The 17344-nt window shown below is 63.6% G+C and carries 13 protein-coding genes; 11 read left to right on the top strand and 2 right to left on the bottom strand.

The window, feature by feature from the left end; genetic code table 11:
* The first annotated feature begins 18 nt into the window (after positions 1-18).
* The 9 genes from NLY36_RS25965 to NLY36_RS25925 all read left to right on the top strand — a co-directional run bounded on the left by NLY36_RS25965 (position 19) and on the right by NLY36_RS25925 (position 10901).
* Positions 19-681: a haloacid dehalogenase type II gene (locus NLY36_RS25965; RefSeq protein WP_023735541.1), complete on the top strand. Its 663-nt coding sequence runs from the start codon at positions 19-21 to the stop codon at positions 679-681.
* 175 nt (positions 682-856) lie between these two features.
* The gene (locus NLY36_RS25960) at positions 857-1666 is read left to right on the top strand and encodes a L,D-transpeptidase (RefSeq protein WP_023735542.1); all 810 of its coding nucleotides are present in this window, start codon (positions 857-859) and stop codon (positions 1664-1666) included.
* Positions 1667-1958: 292 nt separating this feature from the next.
* Positions 1959-2159, top strand: coding sequence for a hypothetical protein (locus NLY36_RS25955; RefSeq protein ID WP_023684556.1), 201 nt, complete (start codon positions 1959-1961; stop codon positions 2157-2159).
* Positions 2160-2969: 810 nt separating this feature from the next.
* Positions 2970-3902 (top strand): helix-turn-helix domain-containing protein, encoded by a 933-nt coding sequence (locus NLY36_RS25950; RefSeq protein ID WP_348524903.1) that lies wholly within the window; start codon positions 2970-2972, stop codon positions 3900-3902.
* Positions 3903-4135: 233 nt separating this feature from the next.
* Positions 4136-4555 carry a hypothetical protein gene (locus NLY36_RS25945; RefSeq protein ID WP_023687221.1) on the top strand — a complete coding sequence of 140 codons (420 nt, stop codon included), beginning with the start codon at positions 4136-4138 and terminating at the stop codon, positions 4553-4555.
* A 1-nt stretch (position 4556) separates the two neighbouring features.
* Positions 4557-9134, top strand: a complete 4578-nt coding sequence (locus NLY36_RS25940) for a YadA-like family protein (RefSeq protein ID WP_023735545.1) — start codon at positions 4557-4559, stop codon at positions 9132-9134.
* Between the two features lie 9 nt (positions 9135-9143).
* Entirely contained in the window at positions 9144-9719 is a 576-nt protein-coding gene (locus NLY36_RS25935; RefSeq protein WP_023670757.1) for an invasion associated locus B family protein, read from the top strand.
* 13 nt (positions 9720-9732) lie between these two features.
* Complete coding sequence (locus tag NLY36_RS25930; RefSeq protein ID WP_023735546.1) at positions 9733-10428, top strand: hypothetical protein; 696 nt, start codon at positions 9733-9735, stop codon at positions 10426-10428.
* Positions 10425-10901 (top strand): DUF4189 domain-containing protein, encoded by a 477-nt coding sequence (locus tag NLY36_RS25925; RefSeq protein ID WP_023687219.1) that lies wholly within the window; start codon positions 10425-10427, stop codon positions 10899-10901. The genes NLY36_RS25930 and NLY36_RS25925 overlap by 4 nt, the downstream gene beginning before the upstream one ends.
* A gap of 4 nt (positions 10902-10905) precedes the next feature.
* Here NLY36_RS25925 and NLY36_RS25920 read toward each other — a convergent pair whose 3' ends face one another.
* Together NLY36_RS25920 and NLY36_RS25915 are read right to left on the bottom strand one after the other, a co-directional pair.
* Entirely contained in the window at positions 10906-11775 is an 870-nt protein-coding gene (locus tag NLY36_RS25920; RefSeq protein WP_023735547.1) for an aldose 1-epimerase, read from the bottom strand.
* A 70-nt stretch (positions 11776-11845) separates the two neighbouring features.
* Complete coding sequence (locus tag NLY36_RS25915) at positions 11846-13390, bottom strand: helicase HerA-like C-terminal domain-containing protein (protein ID WP_023702217.1); 1545 nt, start codon at positions 13388-13390, stop codon at positions 11846-11848.
* Positions 13391-13739: 349 nt separating this feature from the next.
* On the opposite strand from NLY36_RS25915, the gene NLY36_RS25910 reads away from it, so the two are divergent.
* Together NLY36_RS25910 and scpA are read left to right on the top strand one after the other, a co-directional pair.
* Positions 13740-15182 carry a methylmalonyl-CoA mutase subunit beta gene (locus NLY36_RS25910; protein WP_023684564.1) on the top strand — a complete coding sequence of 481 codons (1443 nt, stop codon included), beginning with the start codon at positions 13740-13742 and terminating at the stop codon, positions 15180-15182.
* A complete protein-coding gene (gene scpA / locus NLY36_RS25905; RefSeq protein ID WP_023735548.1) occupies positions 15179-17299 on the top strand; it encodes a methylmalonyl-CoA mutase in 2121 nt (706 codons plus the stop codon). The genes NLY36_RS25910 and scpA overlap by 4 nt, the downstream gene beginning before the upstream one ends.
* Positions 17300-17344 lie beyond the last annotated feature (45 nt).

Below are 17344 nucleotides of genomic sequence, written 5' to 3'. Positions count from 1 at the left end.
GCCCTCAAAACTGTCGCCATGCATTACGCGGCTTACGTTTTCGACGCCTATGGCACGTTGTTCGACGTGCACGCCGCCGTGCGCCGTCACGACGGCGAGATCGGCCCCGACGGCCCGCTGCTTTCGGAAATCTGGCGCGCCAAGCAGCTGGAATATTCCTGGGTGCGCACGCTGATGGGCGGCTATGCCGATTTCTGGCAGCTCACCGAACAGGCGCTCGATTTCGCCCTGCGCAAGGTTCCCTCCGCCGACAAGGGAATGAAGGCCAAGCTGCTCGAAGCCTATTGGCGGCTCGACTGCTATCCGGAAGTGCCGGCCGTGCTGAAGGCACTGAAAGCATCCGGCGCCAAGCTCGCAATCCTGTCCAACGGCTCGCCCGAGATGCTGGAAGCGGCGGTCAAGTCGGCCGCCCTCGACCAGGTGCTGGACGATATCTTTTCGGTCGACGCCGTCAGGCGCTTCAAGACCGACCCGTCGACCTACGACATGGTGGCGACGGGCTGGCGGCTCTATCCGGGCGCCGTCTCGTTCCAGTCGTCCAACCGCTGGGACATCGCCGGCGCCACCAAATTCGGCTTTCGCACCGTCTGGATCAACCGCGCCAACCAGCCCGAGGAATACCGGGATTTCCCGCCGGCGCTGATCCTGCCGTCGCTTGAAGGCCTGCTGACCGGCGGCTGATCACTCTGTTGCCTTCGAGCAACAGTGGCAGGGCGGTCACAGCTTCGCCTTTGTTTGTCCACCCTCAGGCCAGAATCGGAACCGCCTATCGCGTCAGGCATTGGGGGAGGCCGACCACTGCGCCGCTTGAAGGCATTCACGCTTTCTTGCGATTCGAGACTTAAAAAAGGCAACCATGTTGAAGACCGAAATCGACCCCTATCGCCTGAGCCGTCGCGGCTTTCTGAATGCTGCAGCCCTTGGCGCCGCTTCGATTGCGGTCTCCGCCTGCACCACCACCGGACCGGCGCCGGCGCCGGTCGAACCGCCACCGCCGACCTATGACGAGCCGCCGCTCGGCGACTATGCGACGATGTACGGCCCGATTTCCGACAGCGGGTTCGAGCTCCCGGCCATCCCGATCAAGAAGATGGACCCGCAGTTCCTGCGCCAGATCGTTCCCGATCCGACCGGCCAGCGGCCAGGCACCATCATCGTCGATACGACCAACCATTTCCTCTATCTGGTGCGCGAAGGCGGCCAGGCGATCCGTTACGGCGTCGGCCTCGGCCGCGCCGGCTTCGAATGGTCGGGAGACGCCGTCGTCCAGTGGAAGCAGAAATGGCCGAAATGGACGCCGCCCGATGAGATGGTTGCCCGCCAGCCTGAACTGGAAGAATACAGCGCCAAGAACGGCGGCATGCCCGGCGGCCTCAAGAACCCGCTCGGCGCCCGCGCGCTCTACCTGTTCCACGACAACGTCGACACGCTCTACCGCCTGCATGGCTCGCCGGAATGGAACTCGATCGGCAAATCCGTCTCGTCAGGCTGCGTGCGCCTGATAAATCAGGACATCATCGACCTCTACGACCGCGTGCCGTCGAAGAGCCCGGTCATCGTGACGTCCGACATCGGCCAGCCGATGGCGGCGGGCGCAAACCGCAGAGCCATCCCGATCGATGGCGGGGTGCCGGATGGCTCGGTCCTGCTCGGCCCGGTGACCTGATCGACTTCATCGATGTCATGAAGCGGCAGGTTCGCCGCTCCATGCGGCAAACCCCCGCCAGGATTCCGATAGCTTTACGCGAATGCCTGGGGTTCGCATCCAAGATATGCAATGCCGGCAACAGGAGGCCAAAAAAGACGTCCAGACGAACCATGGAGCCGCTGCAATCGGGGCGGCCATGCCCTGTCAATCTCGACGCTGCTGTGTTTCGTTACCGATTGATGTATATTAGACGGGTGTATGATTGCAGAGACATACATTTCATTAGATCAATGATGGCGGGGGAACGCCGATGGTGGGATTTGATTTCGATAGTCCGCCTGCCGACGGCGCCGAGGCCAACCTGTCGGCCGAATGCGAGCGGCAATTGCTGCCGCTCGTCCGCGGAATTGTCGAGGCGGCGGTTGCCGCCGGGTGGAGCCAGGAAGACGTTCTTCTGGCCATGGTCGAGCTGTCCTGGGATCTGTACGAGAAACGCCGAGGCGATCTTTAGCAGGCCTGCGTGAGCCGGATAATTCCGTAGCGCCGGCCAAGCCAGGCCATGTTTTTCTCGCGCGAACTTTTTTCTTCACCTACAATGTTTTTTCTATCCGCGGGATGCGCTACGCTGCCTTTGGGCAGGACTATGGGGGATACAAATTACCGTCCGGATTTCCGGGTTGGCTGTTTGCACGGCACGGAATTTCGATGGGCTGGCAAAGCGGCTGAGGCAAGGCTGAATGAAAAATGCGGGCGAGGTTCAGGAACGCAGCGCAGGCGCCGATCGGGTCGATCGGCACGCCCTCGACACAATCCCCGAAAATGCCAATCCCAGAAGAGCAACCATGCGGGGGAGCGGGATATGCTCTGTCCGCAGCCCTGGATCGCTCCCGGAGGGTCGCCATCGCCGAAGTCGCCTACCTCGCGGGATTTTCGGATCAAGGCCATTTGGCCACCGCCATGAAGAAGCACAAGGGAAAGAAGCCATGGTTCGGGCGATAACTGCTGCTGGATCGTCCGTGGCGATGACAGATAGTCGACCAGCTCTGTCAATGGCCGCGCGATCTATATTCAGAATACAACGCTGGATTGTGACGGCGCACTATGCACAATAACTAGGCTAAAAATGGTAAGATAAGATCGGAAAATAGTCAGGTAGCCTTGGCTAAAAATTCAAACCTGTAAATTTATAGTCAAAATCCTGGTAAAATTTTCGCTTGAGCTCAAATTCTTCTTTGCAATATAAAGCAGCATCTGTAGGATTCGAAGGAACGCCCAGGAGCAAACGTGAATTCTGGGCGCCTCGATACAGCACAGGATTGGATTGATCGGCGCAGCAGTGGCAGAGACGAAGATGCAACATAGAGGCAACGTCCAGGAAAGCGCCGGGACAGAGCGGCGGCGCGCGGATCGTCGCATCTTCGACGGAATTCCGGAAAGCGCGGGGCGCTACCTGGTCACGTTTCGAGGCGGCGCGGCTCATGTCGTTCATCGGCCGGGATCACACACATTCAAAGCGGCGGAACATTTCGCTTCGGTTCTGCTTGCACCCTCACCAGGGATAGCGGCATCGCTGGGCAGCGACAAAGTCCACGAATACGACGGCGACGTCGGTATGATCATGGTCGTCCCAGCCGATCTCGGCGGCAAGGTGACCCGGTCATCCACCACGGAAAGCGCAATCGTGGCGCTCACCCCCGAGAGTCTCTTCGAGCTGGCAACGCGTGAATTCGACACCGGCCATGCCGAGCTTCAACCGCCGCCGTACGGGACCGTCGACTTCCAGGCGCTGCAACTCGCGCAGTTGCTAAAGGCGGAACTGACGGATCGGGAAACTCCAAACGACTTCTATGTCGATTCGTTCACCATGTTCGGCGTCCATTTGCTTCGGAACTACGCAGGAGCGCGAAAGTTGCCACAAGCCCCAAAGGGCGGTCTGTCGAACCGCAGCGCCCGGCGGGTGCGGGAATTCCTGGAGGTAAATTTTTCCAGCAAGATCGCGGTGGCCGAGCTGGCCGCACTCTGTGGCCTGTCGCCGAGCCATTTCATCCTGGCATTCACCAAGACTTTTGGCGAGCCGCCGCACAAATATCTGCTGCGGCTGCGTCTCGATTTCGCCGAAAAACTTCTCATCGAGAGCGACCTGTCGATTGCGGAAGTCGCTCATCTCAGTGGATTCTCGGACCAGAGCCACTTGACAGTCACCATGTCCAGATACCGGAACAGAACCCCCAGGCAGGTGAAGCTGCAACGTTAACGCTTGTTGCGGCGCGCATGATTGTCCGTGGCGATACCTCGATTGATCTTCAGTATAGTCGAAGGTTGTGTGGCAGAGCAGTCACAGTCGTCGCGCAGGGACCAAATACCGGATTTTCCTACAAAGATTCCGGATTATTCCAAAATACCTGCACCGCGAATGTGCTCATGGTCGCGATGGAAGTCATTTGGGGCGGGGGAGCAACCAGATGATACAGCATGTCGGATTGTCCCATGGACATTCAATTCGCGGAAATCGAGGTCTTCGCGCCTAAGGCCGAAGCGGCCTGGGCTGCACTGCAACGCCAATACGCCAGCCGGATCAGCGCTGCGGAACTCGACCATCTCCTGGCCTGTTTCGTGCTTGGACTGACCTCTCCGGCTTGTGGTGAAGGCGATCCGGGATTTCATTTCGATCTCTGCCGCGCGCTGGTGGCGGTAAGCCTGCCGCCGGAACGGACGGAGGCTGCACTGCATACGGTTCCAGAACCGACGCAGCCATGGGTCGCGAGCGCCTATCAGCTGATTGAAAAACAAGGCGCGAAGGTCGGTCTCTCGTTGCGGGAGAAGACGCGCAATTTCGAAGATTTTTTGGCCACCGAGGCGAATGGTGCGGCACATCAGAGCGCCTCGGCAATTGCGAGGAAAAACTAGCATGACCAAACGCGTCGAGGGGCGGAGAAGGATCGAACTTTCTTCAAGCTTTGTCGGAAACTGGATCGCGGGCGCGGCCGACAGCCGCTCGGTGCGGCGCCGCCTGATGGCGGTGCTGCGCAACGCGTGCCGCGTGCTCGGCATGCGACGCAAATGTCTGGGGCTTGGCACGCTGGGCAGCGGCAGAATTGCGGCAGCGGCGCTGGGTGCAATCGCATTCGGGAGCATCGCCACCCCGGCGTCCGCGCAGTATGCCGCCGGCGGCGGCACCGCGACCGCCAGTGGCTCAGTCGCTATCGGCCCGGCCGCGACGGCCTCTCAGCTCAATGCTGTTGCGATCGGGACCCGGTCTGTCGGGTCAACGCAATACGCAGTGGCAATCGGCCAGGATGCGCAGGCCACAGGCACCGGCGGCGCGGTGGCGATCGGCGGCGGCGCGATTTCAAACAACATCAATACGGTAGCCATTGGCGTTCAGTCCGACGCCACTGCGGCCGGGGCCAGCGCACTGGGCACAAACTCCCACGCTTCGGGATCGAACTCCACCGCGGTCGGTGTCGGCGCCACGGCCAGCAACAATTATGCGTTCGCCACTGGCTACGGGTCGGTAGCCAGCGCCCAATACGCATACGCCATGGGCTATCAGTCCAGTGCTAGTGGCCTGCGCGGTATGGCGCTTGGATATCAAGCAACCCAGAGCGGAATCGATTCCCTTGCCCAAGGTACCAACGCCAATGCAGGCAGTCAAAACGCCATCGCGATAGGCTTCCAGTCGGTCGCGTCCGATATCAACTCTATCAATATCGGCGCGCGCACCGTTGCGGGGTCAGGGGCCTTGGCCCAAGGCGCCATCGCCCTTGGCACGGATGTCACAGCAAATCAGCAAAACGCCCTTGCCATTGGCGTCCTGACCAAAGCAACGGGAACGAACGCCGCAGCGGTGGGTAGAGGAGCCAGTGCATGGGGCAACCAGTCCATCGCATTCGGCACGGGCGCGCAGGCGGGCGTTCAGGCCAACACGGCTGTGCCCAACAGCATCGCGATCGGTACCAATTCGCTCTCTTCGGGCGCTTTCGCCACGGCGATGGGTGCTACCTCGGTTGCGAGTGGCTCCGCCAGCACAGCGATCGGCAACACGGCTGTCGCCAGCGGCGCGAACGCCTCCTCATTCGGGTCCGGCGCGAATGCGACGGGAGACAATTCTCTTGCCGCCGGTGTCAGCGCCGCCGCTAGCGGGATTGCCAGCACCGCGCTCGGCATCGGCTCCAAGGCCAGTGCCACCAACGCCGTGGCGATCGGTAATGCTGCGGTCGCCAATTCCGCCGACGCGGTTGCCATCGGCACGGCCGCGACGGCCACGGGCGGCAAGGCTGTCGCCATTGGCGCCGGCAACACGGCTTACGGCAACGGCGCGGTCTCCATCGGCGATCCGAGCTATGCCAGCGGCACCGGCGCCTTCACCGGCGGCGCCAACAACATCGCCAACAGCGACGGCACGGCAACCGCCACAGCCGCAAACCAGGCCGCAGGCGCGGTTGCCATCGGCAACAACAACAAGGCCGTCGGGCAAGGCTCCGTGGCGCTGGGCAATGGCTCGACGGCGGGTGCAGCCGGCCTTGCCGGCAATGTCGCGCTGGGCAACGGCGCGACGGCGACGGCAAGCTCCGGCGACGTAGCGCTCGGTTCGGGCTCGGTGACCGCGACGGCGGTCGGCACCAGCGGCGCGACGATCGGCGGCACGGCCTACAGCTTCGCCGGCACGACGCCGACGAGCACTGTCAGCGTCGGCGCGCTCGGCGCGGAGCGGACCATCACCAATGTCGCGGCGGGCCGGCTCAGCAACTCGTCGACCGACGCCATCAATGGCTCGCAGCTCTTCGCCACCAACCAGCAGGTGACGCAGAACACGACGGCCATCGCCGCCAACACCGCCGACATCACCAATCTCGGCAACACGATCAACAGCATCAGCACCGGTGGCGGCATCAAGTATTTCCACGCCAATTCGACGGCGGCGGACTCGTCCGCAACGGGCACGGACTCCGTTGCTATCGGACCAGTCGCGACCGCGACGGGGACAAACGCCATCGCGGCCGGCACCAATTCGAGCGCCTCCGACGCCAACGCCTCGGCCTTCGGCAGCGGCGCCGTCGCATCGGCGCTTGACGCAACGGCGATGGGATACATCTCCAAGGCCTCGGGCCAATACAGCACCGCCGTCGGTGCCAACGCCAATGCCACAGCCACGTCCAGCACCGCGATCGGCCAGAACGCGTTTGCAACCGCCTTTCAAGCGACCGCTCTCGGCGTAGGAGCGAATGCCGGCGCCCAGAATGCAATCGCGCTGGGCGCCCTCGCCAACGCCAGCAACGCCGGCGACGTGGCGCTCGGCTCGGGCTCGGTAACCGCCGCGGCGGTCGGCACCGCCGGCACGACGATCGGCGGCGTCGCCTACAACTTCGCCGGCACGACGCCGGCAAGCACCGTCAGCGTCGGCGCGGTCGGCGCGGAACGCACCATCACCAATGTCGCGGCGGGCCGGCTCAGCAATTCGTCGACCGACGCGATCAACGGCTCGCAGCTCTTCGCCACCAACCAGCAGGTGACGCAGAATACGACCGACATCGCCGCCAACACCGCCGACATCACCAATCTCGGCAACACGATCAACAGCATCAGCACGGGCGGCGGCATCAAGTATTTCCACGCCAATTCGACGCTGGCGGATTCGCAGGCGCTGGGGACGGATTCCGTTGCCATCGGCCCGAATGCTGTGGCCAACAATGCCGGCGACGTGGCGATCGGCGCGAATGCGGTGTCGACCGCGACCACGGCGGTCGGCGGCACCACGATCGGCGGCGTTTCCTACACCTTCGCCGGCGCGACGCCCGCGGGTGCATTCTCGGTCGGCTCGGTGGGCGCCGAACGCCAGATCCAGAACGTCGCGGCCGGGCAGTTGAGCAACTCCTCGACCGATGCGGTCAACGGCTCGCAGCTGTTTGCGACCAACCAGCAGGTGACGCAGAACACCACCGATATCGCTGCCAATACTGCTGACATCACCAATCTCGGCAATTCGATCAGCAATATTACCGGCGACACCTCGCTGGCCTACACCGACGCCAATGGCGACGGCATCCGCTATGTGCGCACCAACGACAGGACGCTTGCCGTCGCGGACTCCTTCGCGCAAGGGATCGGCTCTTCCGCCCTGGGCTACCAGGCGACCGCGAGCGCCGACAATGCGCTGGCGCTCGGCCGCGACACCCAGGCCAGCGTCATCGGCGGCGTGGCGCTCGGCGCCGGCTCGGTTTCGGATCGGGCGGTCGCACCCGTATCGGGATCGATCCTCTCGGGCACCGGCCTCATTCCCTACAACACCGCGGACATGAGCCTGCTCGGCGCCGTCTCGGTCGGCACCTCCACCTCCTATCGCCAGATCATCAACGTGGCCGACGGCACGCAGGACCAGGACGCGGTCACGCTTCGCCAGTTGAAGGGCGCGCTGAGCTCGTTCGCGGTGACGGGGAGCCTGTACTTCCACGCCAATTCGACGGCCGCGGATTCGCTTGCGGTCGGCGTCGATTCGGTTGCGGTCGGTCCGCGCACCACCGTCAATGGCGACAATGGCATCGGCATCGGCAATGGCGCCATCGTGCAGCAGACGGCGCCGGGAGGCATCGCGATCGGCCAGAATTCGACGGTCAACCAGGCCGACAGCATCGCCCTCGGCACCAACGCGACCACCAACGGAGCGCAGGCGGTGGCGCTCGGCGCCGGCGCAAAGGCCAACGAGCCGGGCAGCGTCGCGCTCGGCGCGGGCTCGACGACGGCGGCGGCGGTCGCCACCACCGGCACCACGATCAACGGCGTTGCCTATACCTTCGCCGGAACAGCTCCGACGAGCACGGTCAGCGTCGGCACCGTCGGCAACGAGCGCACCGTCACCAATGTCGCGGCGGGCCGGATCAGCGGCACCTCCACCGACGCCATCAACGGCAGCCAGCTCTTCGCCACCAACCAGGCGGTCGAAGCCATGCAGGGTAGCGTCGGCGACCTCAACCAGTTCGCCGTCCAGTACGACAAGGACGGGAACGGCAACAAGTCCAACTCGATAACGCTTGCCGGTGGCGATCCCAACACGCCGGTGGTCATCCACAATGTCGGGCCGGGCGTTGCCAACACCGATGCGGTCAATGTTCAGCAGTTCAACAGCGGGTTAGCACTCAACCTGGACAATTCGAAGAACTACACCAACCAGGTGGCGGCCACCACGCTGCAGCAAGCCAATGCGTATGCGGACTCCAAACTCAGCCAGCTCAACATGGACATGGGAGAGGTCAGGGGCGAGGCGCGCCAGGCTGCGGCAATCGGCTTGGCGGCCGGCTCGCTGCGCTACGACGATCGTCCCGGCAAGCTGAGCGTGGCCGCCGGCGGAGGCTATTGGCGCGGTGAAGGCGCCCTGGCCTTCGGCGCCGGCTACACCAGCGAGGAAGGACGTGTTCGAGCGAACCTGTCCGGTACGACGGCAGGCGGACACTGGGGTGTCGGCGCGGGCGTCAGCCTTACGCTGAACTAGAGCCCGGCCATGATCAGGCAGGCAGTCCTTGCTGTCGCGATATCCATGACGTCAATGCTCCTGTCCGGCCCGTTAGCGGCCGGGCAGGAAGCGATCCCTTCCGGCTACAGGGTAAAACCTTCCGACGTAGCGATCCCTGCGGATGCGAAGCTTGGCGAGTATCAACGGACCACCCGTCCGTTCGAGAACTGGACGCTGATCTGCGACGAGAACCTGAAGGCGCGCCAAAAGGTCTGCAATGTCACCCAGATCATCGAGGACCAGGCAGGACAGGTTGCGTTCAGCTGGTCGCTTGCCGCCACCAAGGAAGGCAACCCCTACATGATCTTGCGCGCCCCGCCGATCGCCAAGAGCGACGCTCCTGTCTCGCTGACGTTCGAGGGGCGCAAGGAGCCGATAAAAATTCAACTCGACGGATGCAATCAGGCCGTCTGCGTCGGCATGCTGCCGGTTGGTCCGATCATGCGCGAACAGATTTCGAAGGCCGCGGCATCCGTCATCTCCTTTCCGACCACGGATGGCAGAACGATCAACGTAACCGCGACCCTCAAGGGCTTGGCCGCGGCCGTTGCGGCGATCAATTGACGAGGCAATCGCGATGAACCAGCAATCGATCCATGACCGGATAATGGCCCGCAACCAGGGAAAGGATGCTGTCCGGGTCGGCATCGAAGACCGGAGCAGACCGCAACGAAACCGCGCGAGGACCGCTGTCTTCTCGTTGCTCGCCATTGCCGTCGTCGCCACGGCCGGCTTCGCGGCCATGCGCTACGACCTGCTCCACAATTTATTGCCGCAGCCGGCGGTCGCGGAGACCAACCAGCCCAATCCGGCCCTGGCCGAGACGCCATTTCTGCAACACGCCAAAGAGGCAGGCTTGCAGTCTTGTTCCAACATTTTCCCAGCCCTTGGGCAGATGCTGACAACCGGCACGACGTACAGCGTCCAGTCGATCTGGAACAACGAGGCCCCCGACAAACACCTCGTGGAAGCCCTGGTCGGCATGAACTACGCCACACAGGGCTACAGCGGCCCGGCGGCAGGTCTGGTGTTCGCGGCACCCACCGCATCCGTTTGCGAAGGTACGATGGTCAGGGTGGCGCCATTCGCGGCCAATTGCGCCGATGTTCCGGCCCTGCTTCCGAAAGACAGCAAGCTCGCCAACAATCTTGGACAAATCAGCGTCTATGAACTGGCCAATGGAGGGGGCAACGCGATGCTGCTGCCAACCGGCAACAGCTGCGTCGTCATTTCCGTGGCCTCGGCAGCAGGTAAACAAGGAGGCGTACAATGAGGGTGAATTCCGCCATTGCGGCGATCGGCATGCTGTTGCTTTGCGCCGGACGGCTGGGCGCGGCGGACCTCGCCCCGGCGGCGGACGTGCCCGAGCCGCCGGCCCAGGAGGAGAGAGGCATCTGGGCGGCGATCGCCTATTCGAGCCCCGACGAGAAGCACGGCTTCTTTTGGGGCGCCGACAAGCGGCAGGAGGCGATGGACATCGCGCTGAAGCATTGCCAGAACGCCGGCGGCGGCAGCTGCGCCGTGGTCAGCGTATTCCGCAATCATCGCCATTGGGACGATGACGACAATACCGGCTTTCCCTACAAGCATTGCGGCGCCCTCGCCGTAGGCGAGAAGCCGGAAGGGCGGCTGACCAGTTGGGGCGCCGAGACGGCGCAAACACGCCGGGATGCCGAAGACCTGACACTGCAGGCGTGCGAGCGGAACGGACAAAAATGCAAGATCCGCGAGTGGGTGTGCACATGACGCATCAGAGCGAAGCAGCGGAACGCCAATCGAGGCGCATGTTTGCACTCAGCGTAGCGCCGTGCTCAAGCGGGGTCAGCCCTTTGCCGTGATGCGCATCGACGGTATGCGACACCGGCTCGAAGCAGAAGAAATCGGCATCCTGCGACGGCGAATAGAGGATGAAGACGTCGAGCAATGGCGAGGCGGTGAGCGAGATGGCGATCCTGTCCTCGGGCCGGGTGATCCTGGCGCGGCGGTCCCAGCCGTCGAAGGCGTTGTTGACCCAGCTCCGCGGCAACAGGGAGGCGTTCGAGAAATTCCACGCGGGGTAATCGGCCACCGGCGCCACGCCGACCGGCAGATGATGCTTGTCCTCCAGCCAGACCCGCGCCGCCTTCGCCTCGAGCGTCGTTCCGGCGCTGCGCGGGAACCACGGATGAAAGCCGAGCCCGTAAGGCAGGCGAATGCCGGTGCGATTCTCCACCGTGAGCGTGGCATCCAAGGCTCCGTCATGCAGCGCATAGGCGACCCGCGCCGTATATCGGTAGGGGCCGATTTCACCGGCGTCGAGGACCAGTTCCGCCTCGGTGGCGCTGTGGCTGGCAATCCGCCACTCCCTCTGGAAGCCGTCGCCATGGATTGGAAAGGCCTCCCCCGGCACGTTCGGCCCGATCGCATGGAAGCGGCCGTCGAAGGCGAAACCGCCGCCTGAGATGCGGTTCGACCAGGGAACCAGAAGCTGGCAGCCGGAGGCGCCGGTGCCATCGTCGGGGCGGAGCAGCGGCACCGTTGCGCCGCAGACCAGTGCGTCGAAGCGGGCGATCGCCGCGCCCTTTTGCGGCGCCAGGACCAGACGGGCGCGGTCGTCGCGCAGTTCCAGGAGGCCGGCCATCCCTTACCAACCGCCGTCGATGGCGATGTTCTGGCCGCTGATCATGTCCGAGGTGGGCTGGCCGACACTTTTACCGCCCCCTGGACAGGCTGCCCAGAATCCCGCGCACGATCGCGCGGCCGACCGACGAGCCGACCGAGCGCACGACAGCTTTGATCGCGGCTTCGGCCACCGTCTGGCGGTTGGACGGGCGCGGCGCCGGGGCGCGGCGACCGCCTGATTGCTGCGGCGGCGGATCGTCATTGCCGAAGCCCGGAATGGTCCAGCGCGAGCGCCCGCTGTCGGCCTGCTGCGCCTGCTCGTCCTGCGCATCCCTGGCTTTCTTCTGCAGCATCTCGAAGGCCGATTCGCGGTCGATGGTCTGGTCGTACTGGCCGGCGACCGGGCTCTGGTCGATCAGCTTGCGGCGCTCGTCCGCTGTGATCGGGCCAAGCCTAGACGATGGCGGCCGGATCAATGTCCGCTGCACCATGGACGGCACGCCCTTGACCTCCAGCGTCGAGACCAGCGCCTCGCCGGTGCCGAGCTGGGTGATGGCGGTGGCGCAGTCGAAATCGGGATTGGGCCGGAAGGTGTCGGCGGCGGTCTTGACCGCCTGCTGCTCACGCGGCGTATAGGCGCGCAGCGCGTGCTGCACACGGTTGCCGAGCTGGGCGAGAACCTTTTCAGGGATGTCCAAAGGGTTCTGCGTGACGAAATAGACACCGACGCCTTTCGAACGGATCAAGCGAACCACCTGCTCGACGCGGTCGATCAGCACCTTCGGCGCATCGTCGAAAAGCAGATGCGCCTCGTCGAAGAAGAACACCAGCTTCGGCCTTTCGGGATCGCCGACCTCGGGCAATTCCTCGAACAGCTCCGACATCAGCCAGAGCAGGAAGGTGGCGTAGAGCCTGGGGTTCATCATCAATCTGTCGGCAGCGAGCACGCTGATGGCGCCGCGGCCGTCGCGGGTGGTGCGCATGATGTCGGCGATGCGCAAAGCCGGTTCGCCGAAGAAATGCGCCGCGCCCTGCTGTTCCAGCACCAGAAGCGTGCGCTGGATTGCGCCGACCGACGGCTTGGTGACATTGCCGTAGCGCGAGCTGATCTCGTCGGCGCGCGCTGCGATGTTGGCCAGCAGTGCTTGCAGATCCTTCATGTCGAGCAGCAGCAGGCCATCCTCATCGGCGATGCGGAAGGCGATGTTCATGATGCCTTCCTGCGCTTCGGAGAGGTTCATCAGCCGCGACAGAAGCAGCGGCCCCATTTCCGAGACGGTGGCGCGGATCGGATGGCCCTGCTCGCCGAACAGGTCCCAGAAGATGACCGGGAATTCCTGGAAGTCGTAAGGGTCGAGCTTGACCTGCTCGGCCCGCTTGACCAGGAAATCCTGCGCCTTGCCCATCATGGCAATGCCGGACAGGTCGCCCTTGATATCGGCGCAGAACACAGGCACGCCGGCATTGGAAAACCCCTCGGCCAGGATCTGCAGGCTGACTGTCTTGCCGGTGCCGGTGGCGCCGGTGATCAGGCCATGGCGGTTCCCATATTGCAGCAAGAGCTGTTCGGCGCGCTGATAGCTGTCGTCGGGCTTGCGGCTGGCGCCGAGGAAAATGCTGGTGTCGTCAGCCATATGACCATGTCTCCGCAAACTGATGTGTTAAAAGCCTGTGGCCGTGCCGCAGGGTATAGTCAGGCCATTGCGCAGCGACAATGCTATTCTCCAATTGGGCTATCCATCCAGTTGGCTATTCATCCAGATTGGGCCAATCGTCTAAATTGAACCAATCCTCCAAATCGGTTTTTGGAACTTGCGGATTTTGCCGCTGTTTGGCAATCGTTCCATGGTTCGTCCACGCAGGCTGCCCTATGTCAGGGAAGCGAATCCCAACCGCGCAAGCGCATTGCATTGCGATATCTGGCAGGGAACCGTAGACTGGACGGCTGACGCTGGTGCGGCCGCATAAAAACGAGGAACATGGATGGGCGCCGGAGCCTTGACCAGGAGCATCGAACCCGCTGACGTCGAGCGCCAGCGTTGGCTGGCCTTGGCCGAAAAGGCGCTCGCCGGCGCCTCCTTCGAGGAAAAACTGGTCTCGCATACCGACGATCAGATTCGCATCGAACCGCTCTACGATCGCGCCGCCGGCGCCGAGCCGCTTGTGCGCGCCAACCCCAAATTGCCCTGGATCGTCAGCCAGCGCATTGACGATCCCGATATCGGCCGCGCCAAGGCGCAGGCCCTGGACGATGTGGCACAAGGCGCGACGGGATTGTCGCTTGTCTTCGAGGGTGCTCCGAATGCGTTCGGCTATGGCCTGCCAAGGACGGCGCAGGCGCTGGAAACGGTGCTGGATGGCGTACCGCTCAACCGCACGCAGATCCGCATCGACGCCCATCCCTGGAGCCGTGCCGTCGCCGACTGGCTGGTGGCGTTCCTGAGCAAGCGCCGCTCCGACCCGGCAAAGCTGAACCTCTCATTCGGCATCGACCCGGCGGCAATCTTTGCCGGAACCGGCCGGCTGCGCATGTCGATCGAGGCGTTGCAGGCATCGATGCCGCAATCGCTGGCGCATTTCTTCTCGCTGGGCGTGCCGGGTGTGCTGCTGGAGGCCGACGGGCGGGTGTTCCACAATGCCGGCGCCACGGAAGCGCAGGAACTCGGCACCATGCTCGCTTCCGCCGTGTCATACCTCAGGATGTTCGAGGATGCGCGCCAGCCGCTTGTCTATGCCGCTCCCCATATCGGCTTTGCGCTGAGCGTCGACCAGGACCAGTTCCTGTCGATGGCCAAGGTCCGGGCCTTGCGCAGGCTGTGGGCGCGCATCCAGGAAACCTGTTCCATCCCGGCATCGACAGCCAACATCCATGCCGAGACGTCGTTCCGCATGATGACGGCGGCGGATCCCGAAACCAACATCCTGCGCACCACCATCGCCAGCTTTGCAGCGGCAGCAGGCGGCGCGGACTCGATCTCCATCCTGCCACACACCATCGCCCTCGGGCTGCCGGCCGGCTTTGCCCGCCGCATCGCCCGCAATGCGCAGTTGATCATGGCCAATGAAAGCCATATCGACCATGTCGCCGACCCAGCATTTGGGTCGGGCGCAGTCGAGGCGCTGACCCTGGGCCTGTGCGAAGCGGCGTGGGAAGAGTTCCAGCGGATCGAAGCGGAAGGCGGCGTTCTGGCAAGCCTGCAGCAAGGGCATATCCAGAAGCGCGTCAAGGCAGCATCCGAGCGCCGCGCCGAGGCCTACCGGTCGGGTGAACGGGCAATCATCGGCACCACGCTTTACCCGCTGAAAAACGATGCCCCGGTCGAGACGCTGGCGGCTGAGCGGCGGCCGCCTTTCACAGAGGGCGTGGCGGTGTGCGAGGCGCTGTTTCCGGTCCGCATCGACCAGGCAATCGGAGCCGCACAGTGATCCCGGATTTCAGCCACATTGGCTGGTCGGCGCCACGGCGCGCGCCGGTCGAGGTCAAGGGCCAGCGGCTGACGCCGGAAGGTATTGCCGTCAAGCATCTCTACAGCCAGGGCGATCTCAAGGGGCTGCCGCATCTCGACACCTATCCGGGAATGCCGCCCTTCGTGCGCGGTCCCTACCCGACCATGTATGTCCAGCAGCCGTGGACGATCCGGCAATATGCCGGCTTCTCGACGGCCGAGGAATCCAACGCCTTCTACCGGCGCAATCTCGCCGCCGGCCAAAAGGGCCTTTCGGTCGCTTTCGATCTGCCCACACATCGCGGCTATGACAGCGACCATCCGCGTGTATCAGGCGATGTCGGCATGGCGGGCGTGGCCATCGATTCCATCCTCGACATGCGGCAATTGTTCGACGGCATCCCGCTCGACGAAATGACGGTGTCGATGACCATGAATGGCGCGGTGCTGCCGATCATGGCGCTCTATATCGTTGCGGCCGAAGAACAGGGCGTCGCGCAGAAGGATCTCGCCGGCACCATTCAGAACGACATTCTGAAAGAGTTCATGGTCCGCAACACCTACATCTATCCGCCGAAGCCCTCGATGCGGATCGTGTCTGACATCTTCTCCTATACCTCCCAGCACATGCCGAAGTTCAATTCGATCTCGATCTCCGGCTATCACATGCAGGAGGCCGGCGCGACCGCGGACCTGGAGCTCGCCTACACCATCGCCGACGGCATCGAATATGCCCGCGCCGGCGTCGCCGCCGGGCTCGACATCGACCGTTTCGCCCCGCGGCTTTCCTTCTTCTGGGCGATCGGCATGAACTTCTTCATGGAGATCGCCAAGCTCCGCGCGGCGCGCATGTTGTGGGCGACCCTGATGCAGAAGAATTTTGCACCGAAGGATGAACGCTCGCTGTCGCTGCGCACCCATTGCCAGACCTCCGGCTGGTCGCTGACGGCGCAGGACCCCTACAACAACATCACCCGCACCATGATCGAGGCGATGGCGGCGACGCAGGGACATACCCAGTCGCTGCACACCAACTCGTTCGACGAGGCGATGGCGCTGCCGACCGACCACTCGGCGCGCATCGCCCGCAACACGCAGTTGATCCTGCAGAAGGAATCCGGCACCACCCGCATCATCGATCCATGGGGCGGCTCGGCGTATGTCGAACGGCTGACGCATGATCTGGCGGCGCGTGCGCTCGCCCATATCGAAGAGGTCGAGGCGCTTGGCGGCATGGCGGCGGCAACCGAACAGGGCATTCCAAAACTGCGCATCGAGGAAGCGGCGGCGCGCACGCAGGCGCGTATCGATTCCGGCGAGCAGATACTGGTTGGCGTAAACGCGCATCGCCCCGAGAACAACATCGAGGTCGACGTGCTGAAGATCGACAATGCCGAGGTCAGGGCCCGACAGTTGTCGAAGCTGCAGAACCTCAAAGGCACGCGCAATGTCGGCGCGGTCGAGAGCGCGCTCGATGCGCTGACCCGCGCTGCGCAGGGTAACGGAAACCTGCTGGAATTTGCCATCCGCGCCGCGCGCGCCTATGCCACGGTCGGCGAGATCTCGCTGGCGCTGGAAAAGGTCTTTGGCCGTCACGTCGCCTCGGTGCAAACGATCTCCGGCGTTTATCGCAATGCGCTTGGCGACAATCTGACGGTCGGCCGATTGCTGGAGAAGCTCGAAGCTTTCGAGAAGAAGTCCGGCGGCAAGCCGCGCATCCTGGTCGCAAAGATGGGACAGGACGGCCACGACCGTGGCCAGAAGGTGATCGCCACGGCCTTCGCCGATCTCGGCTTCGACGTGACGGTCGGCGCGATGTTCCAGACACCCGACGAGATCGCCAGGCTGGCGGTGGCGCAGGACGTCCATATCATCGGCGCCTCGTCGCTGGCGGCGGGGCACCTGACACTGATCCCCGAATTGCGCGATGCGCTGAAGAAACTCGGCCACCCCGACATGCTGATCGTCGCCGGCGGCGTCATCCCGCCGCAGGATTACGGCGCAGTGCTGGAAGCGGGTGCCGCGGAAATCTTCCCGCCAGGGACGGTTATCCCGGAGGCTGCGGATCGGTTGCTGGACCGGCTGCTGGCGAGCTGATTGAAACAGTTGCACTGCTTATCAAAGTTGCGTTACAATATCGGG

This window comes from Mesorhizobium sp. C399B (assembly GCF_030323185.1).
Taxonomy (GTDB): domain Bacteria; phylum Pseudomonadota; class Alphaproteobacteria; order Rhizobiales; family Rhizobiaceae; genus Mesorhizobium.
Note: the sequence above shows the minus strand (reverse complement) of the source record. Positions and strands in the feature narration are given on the sequence as shown.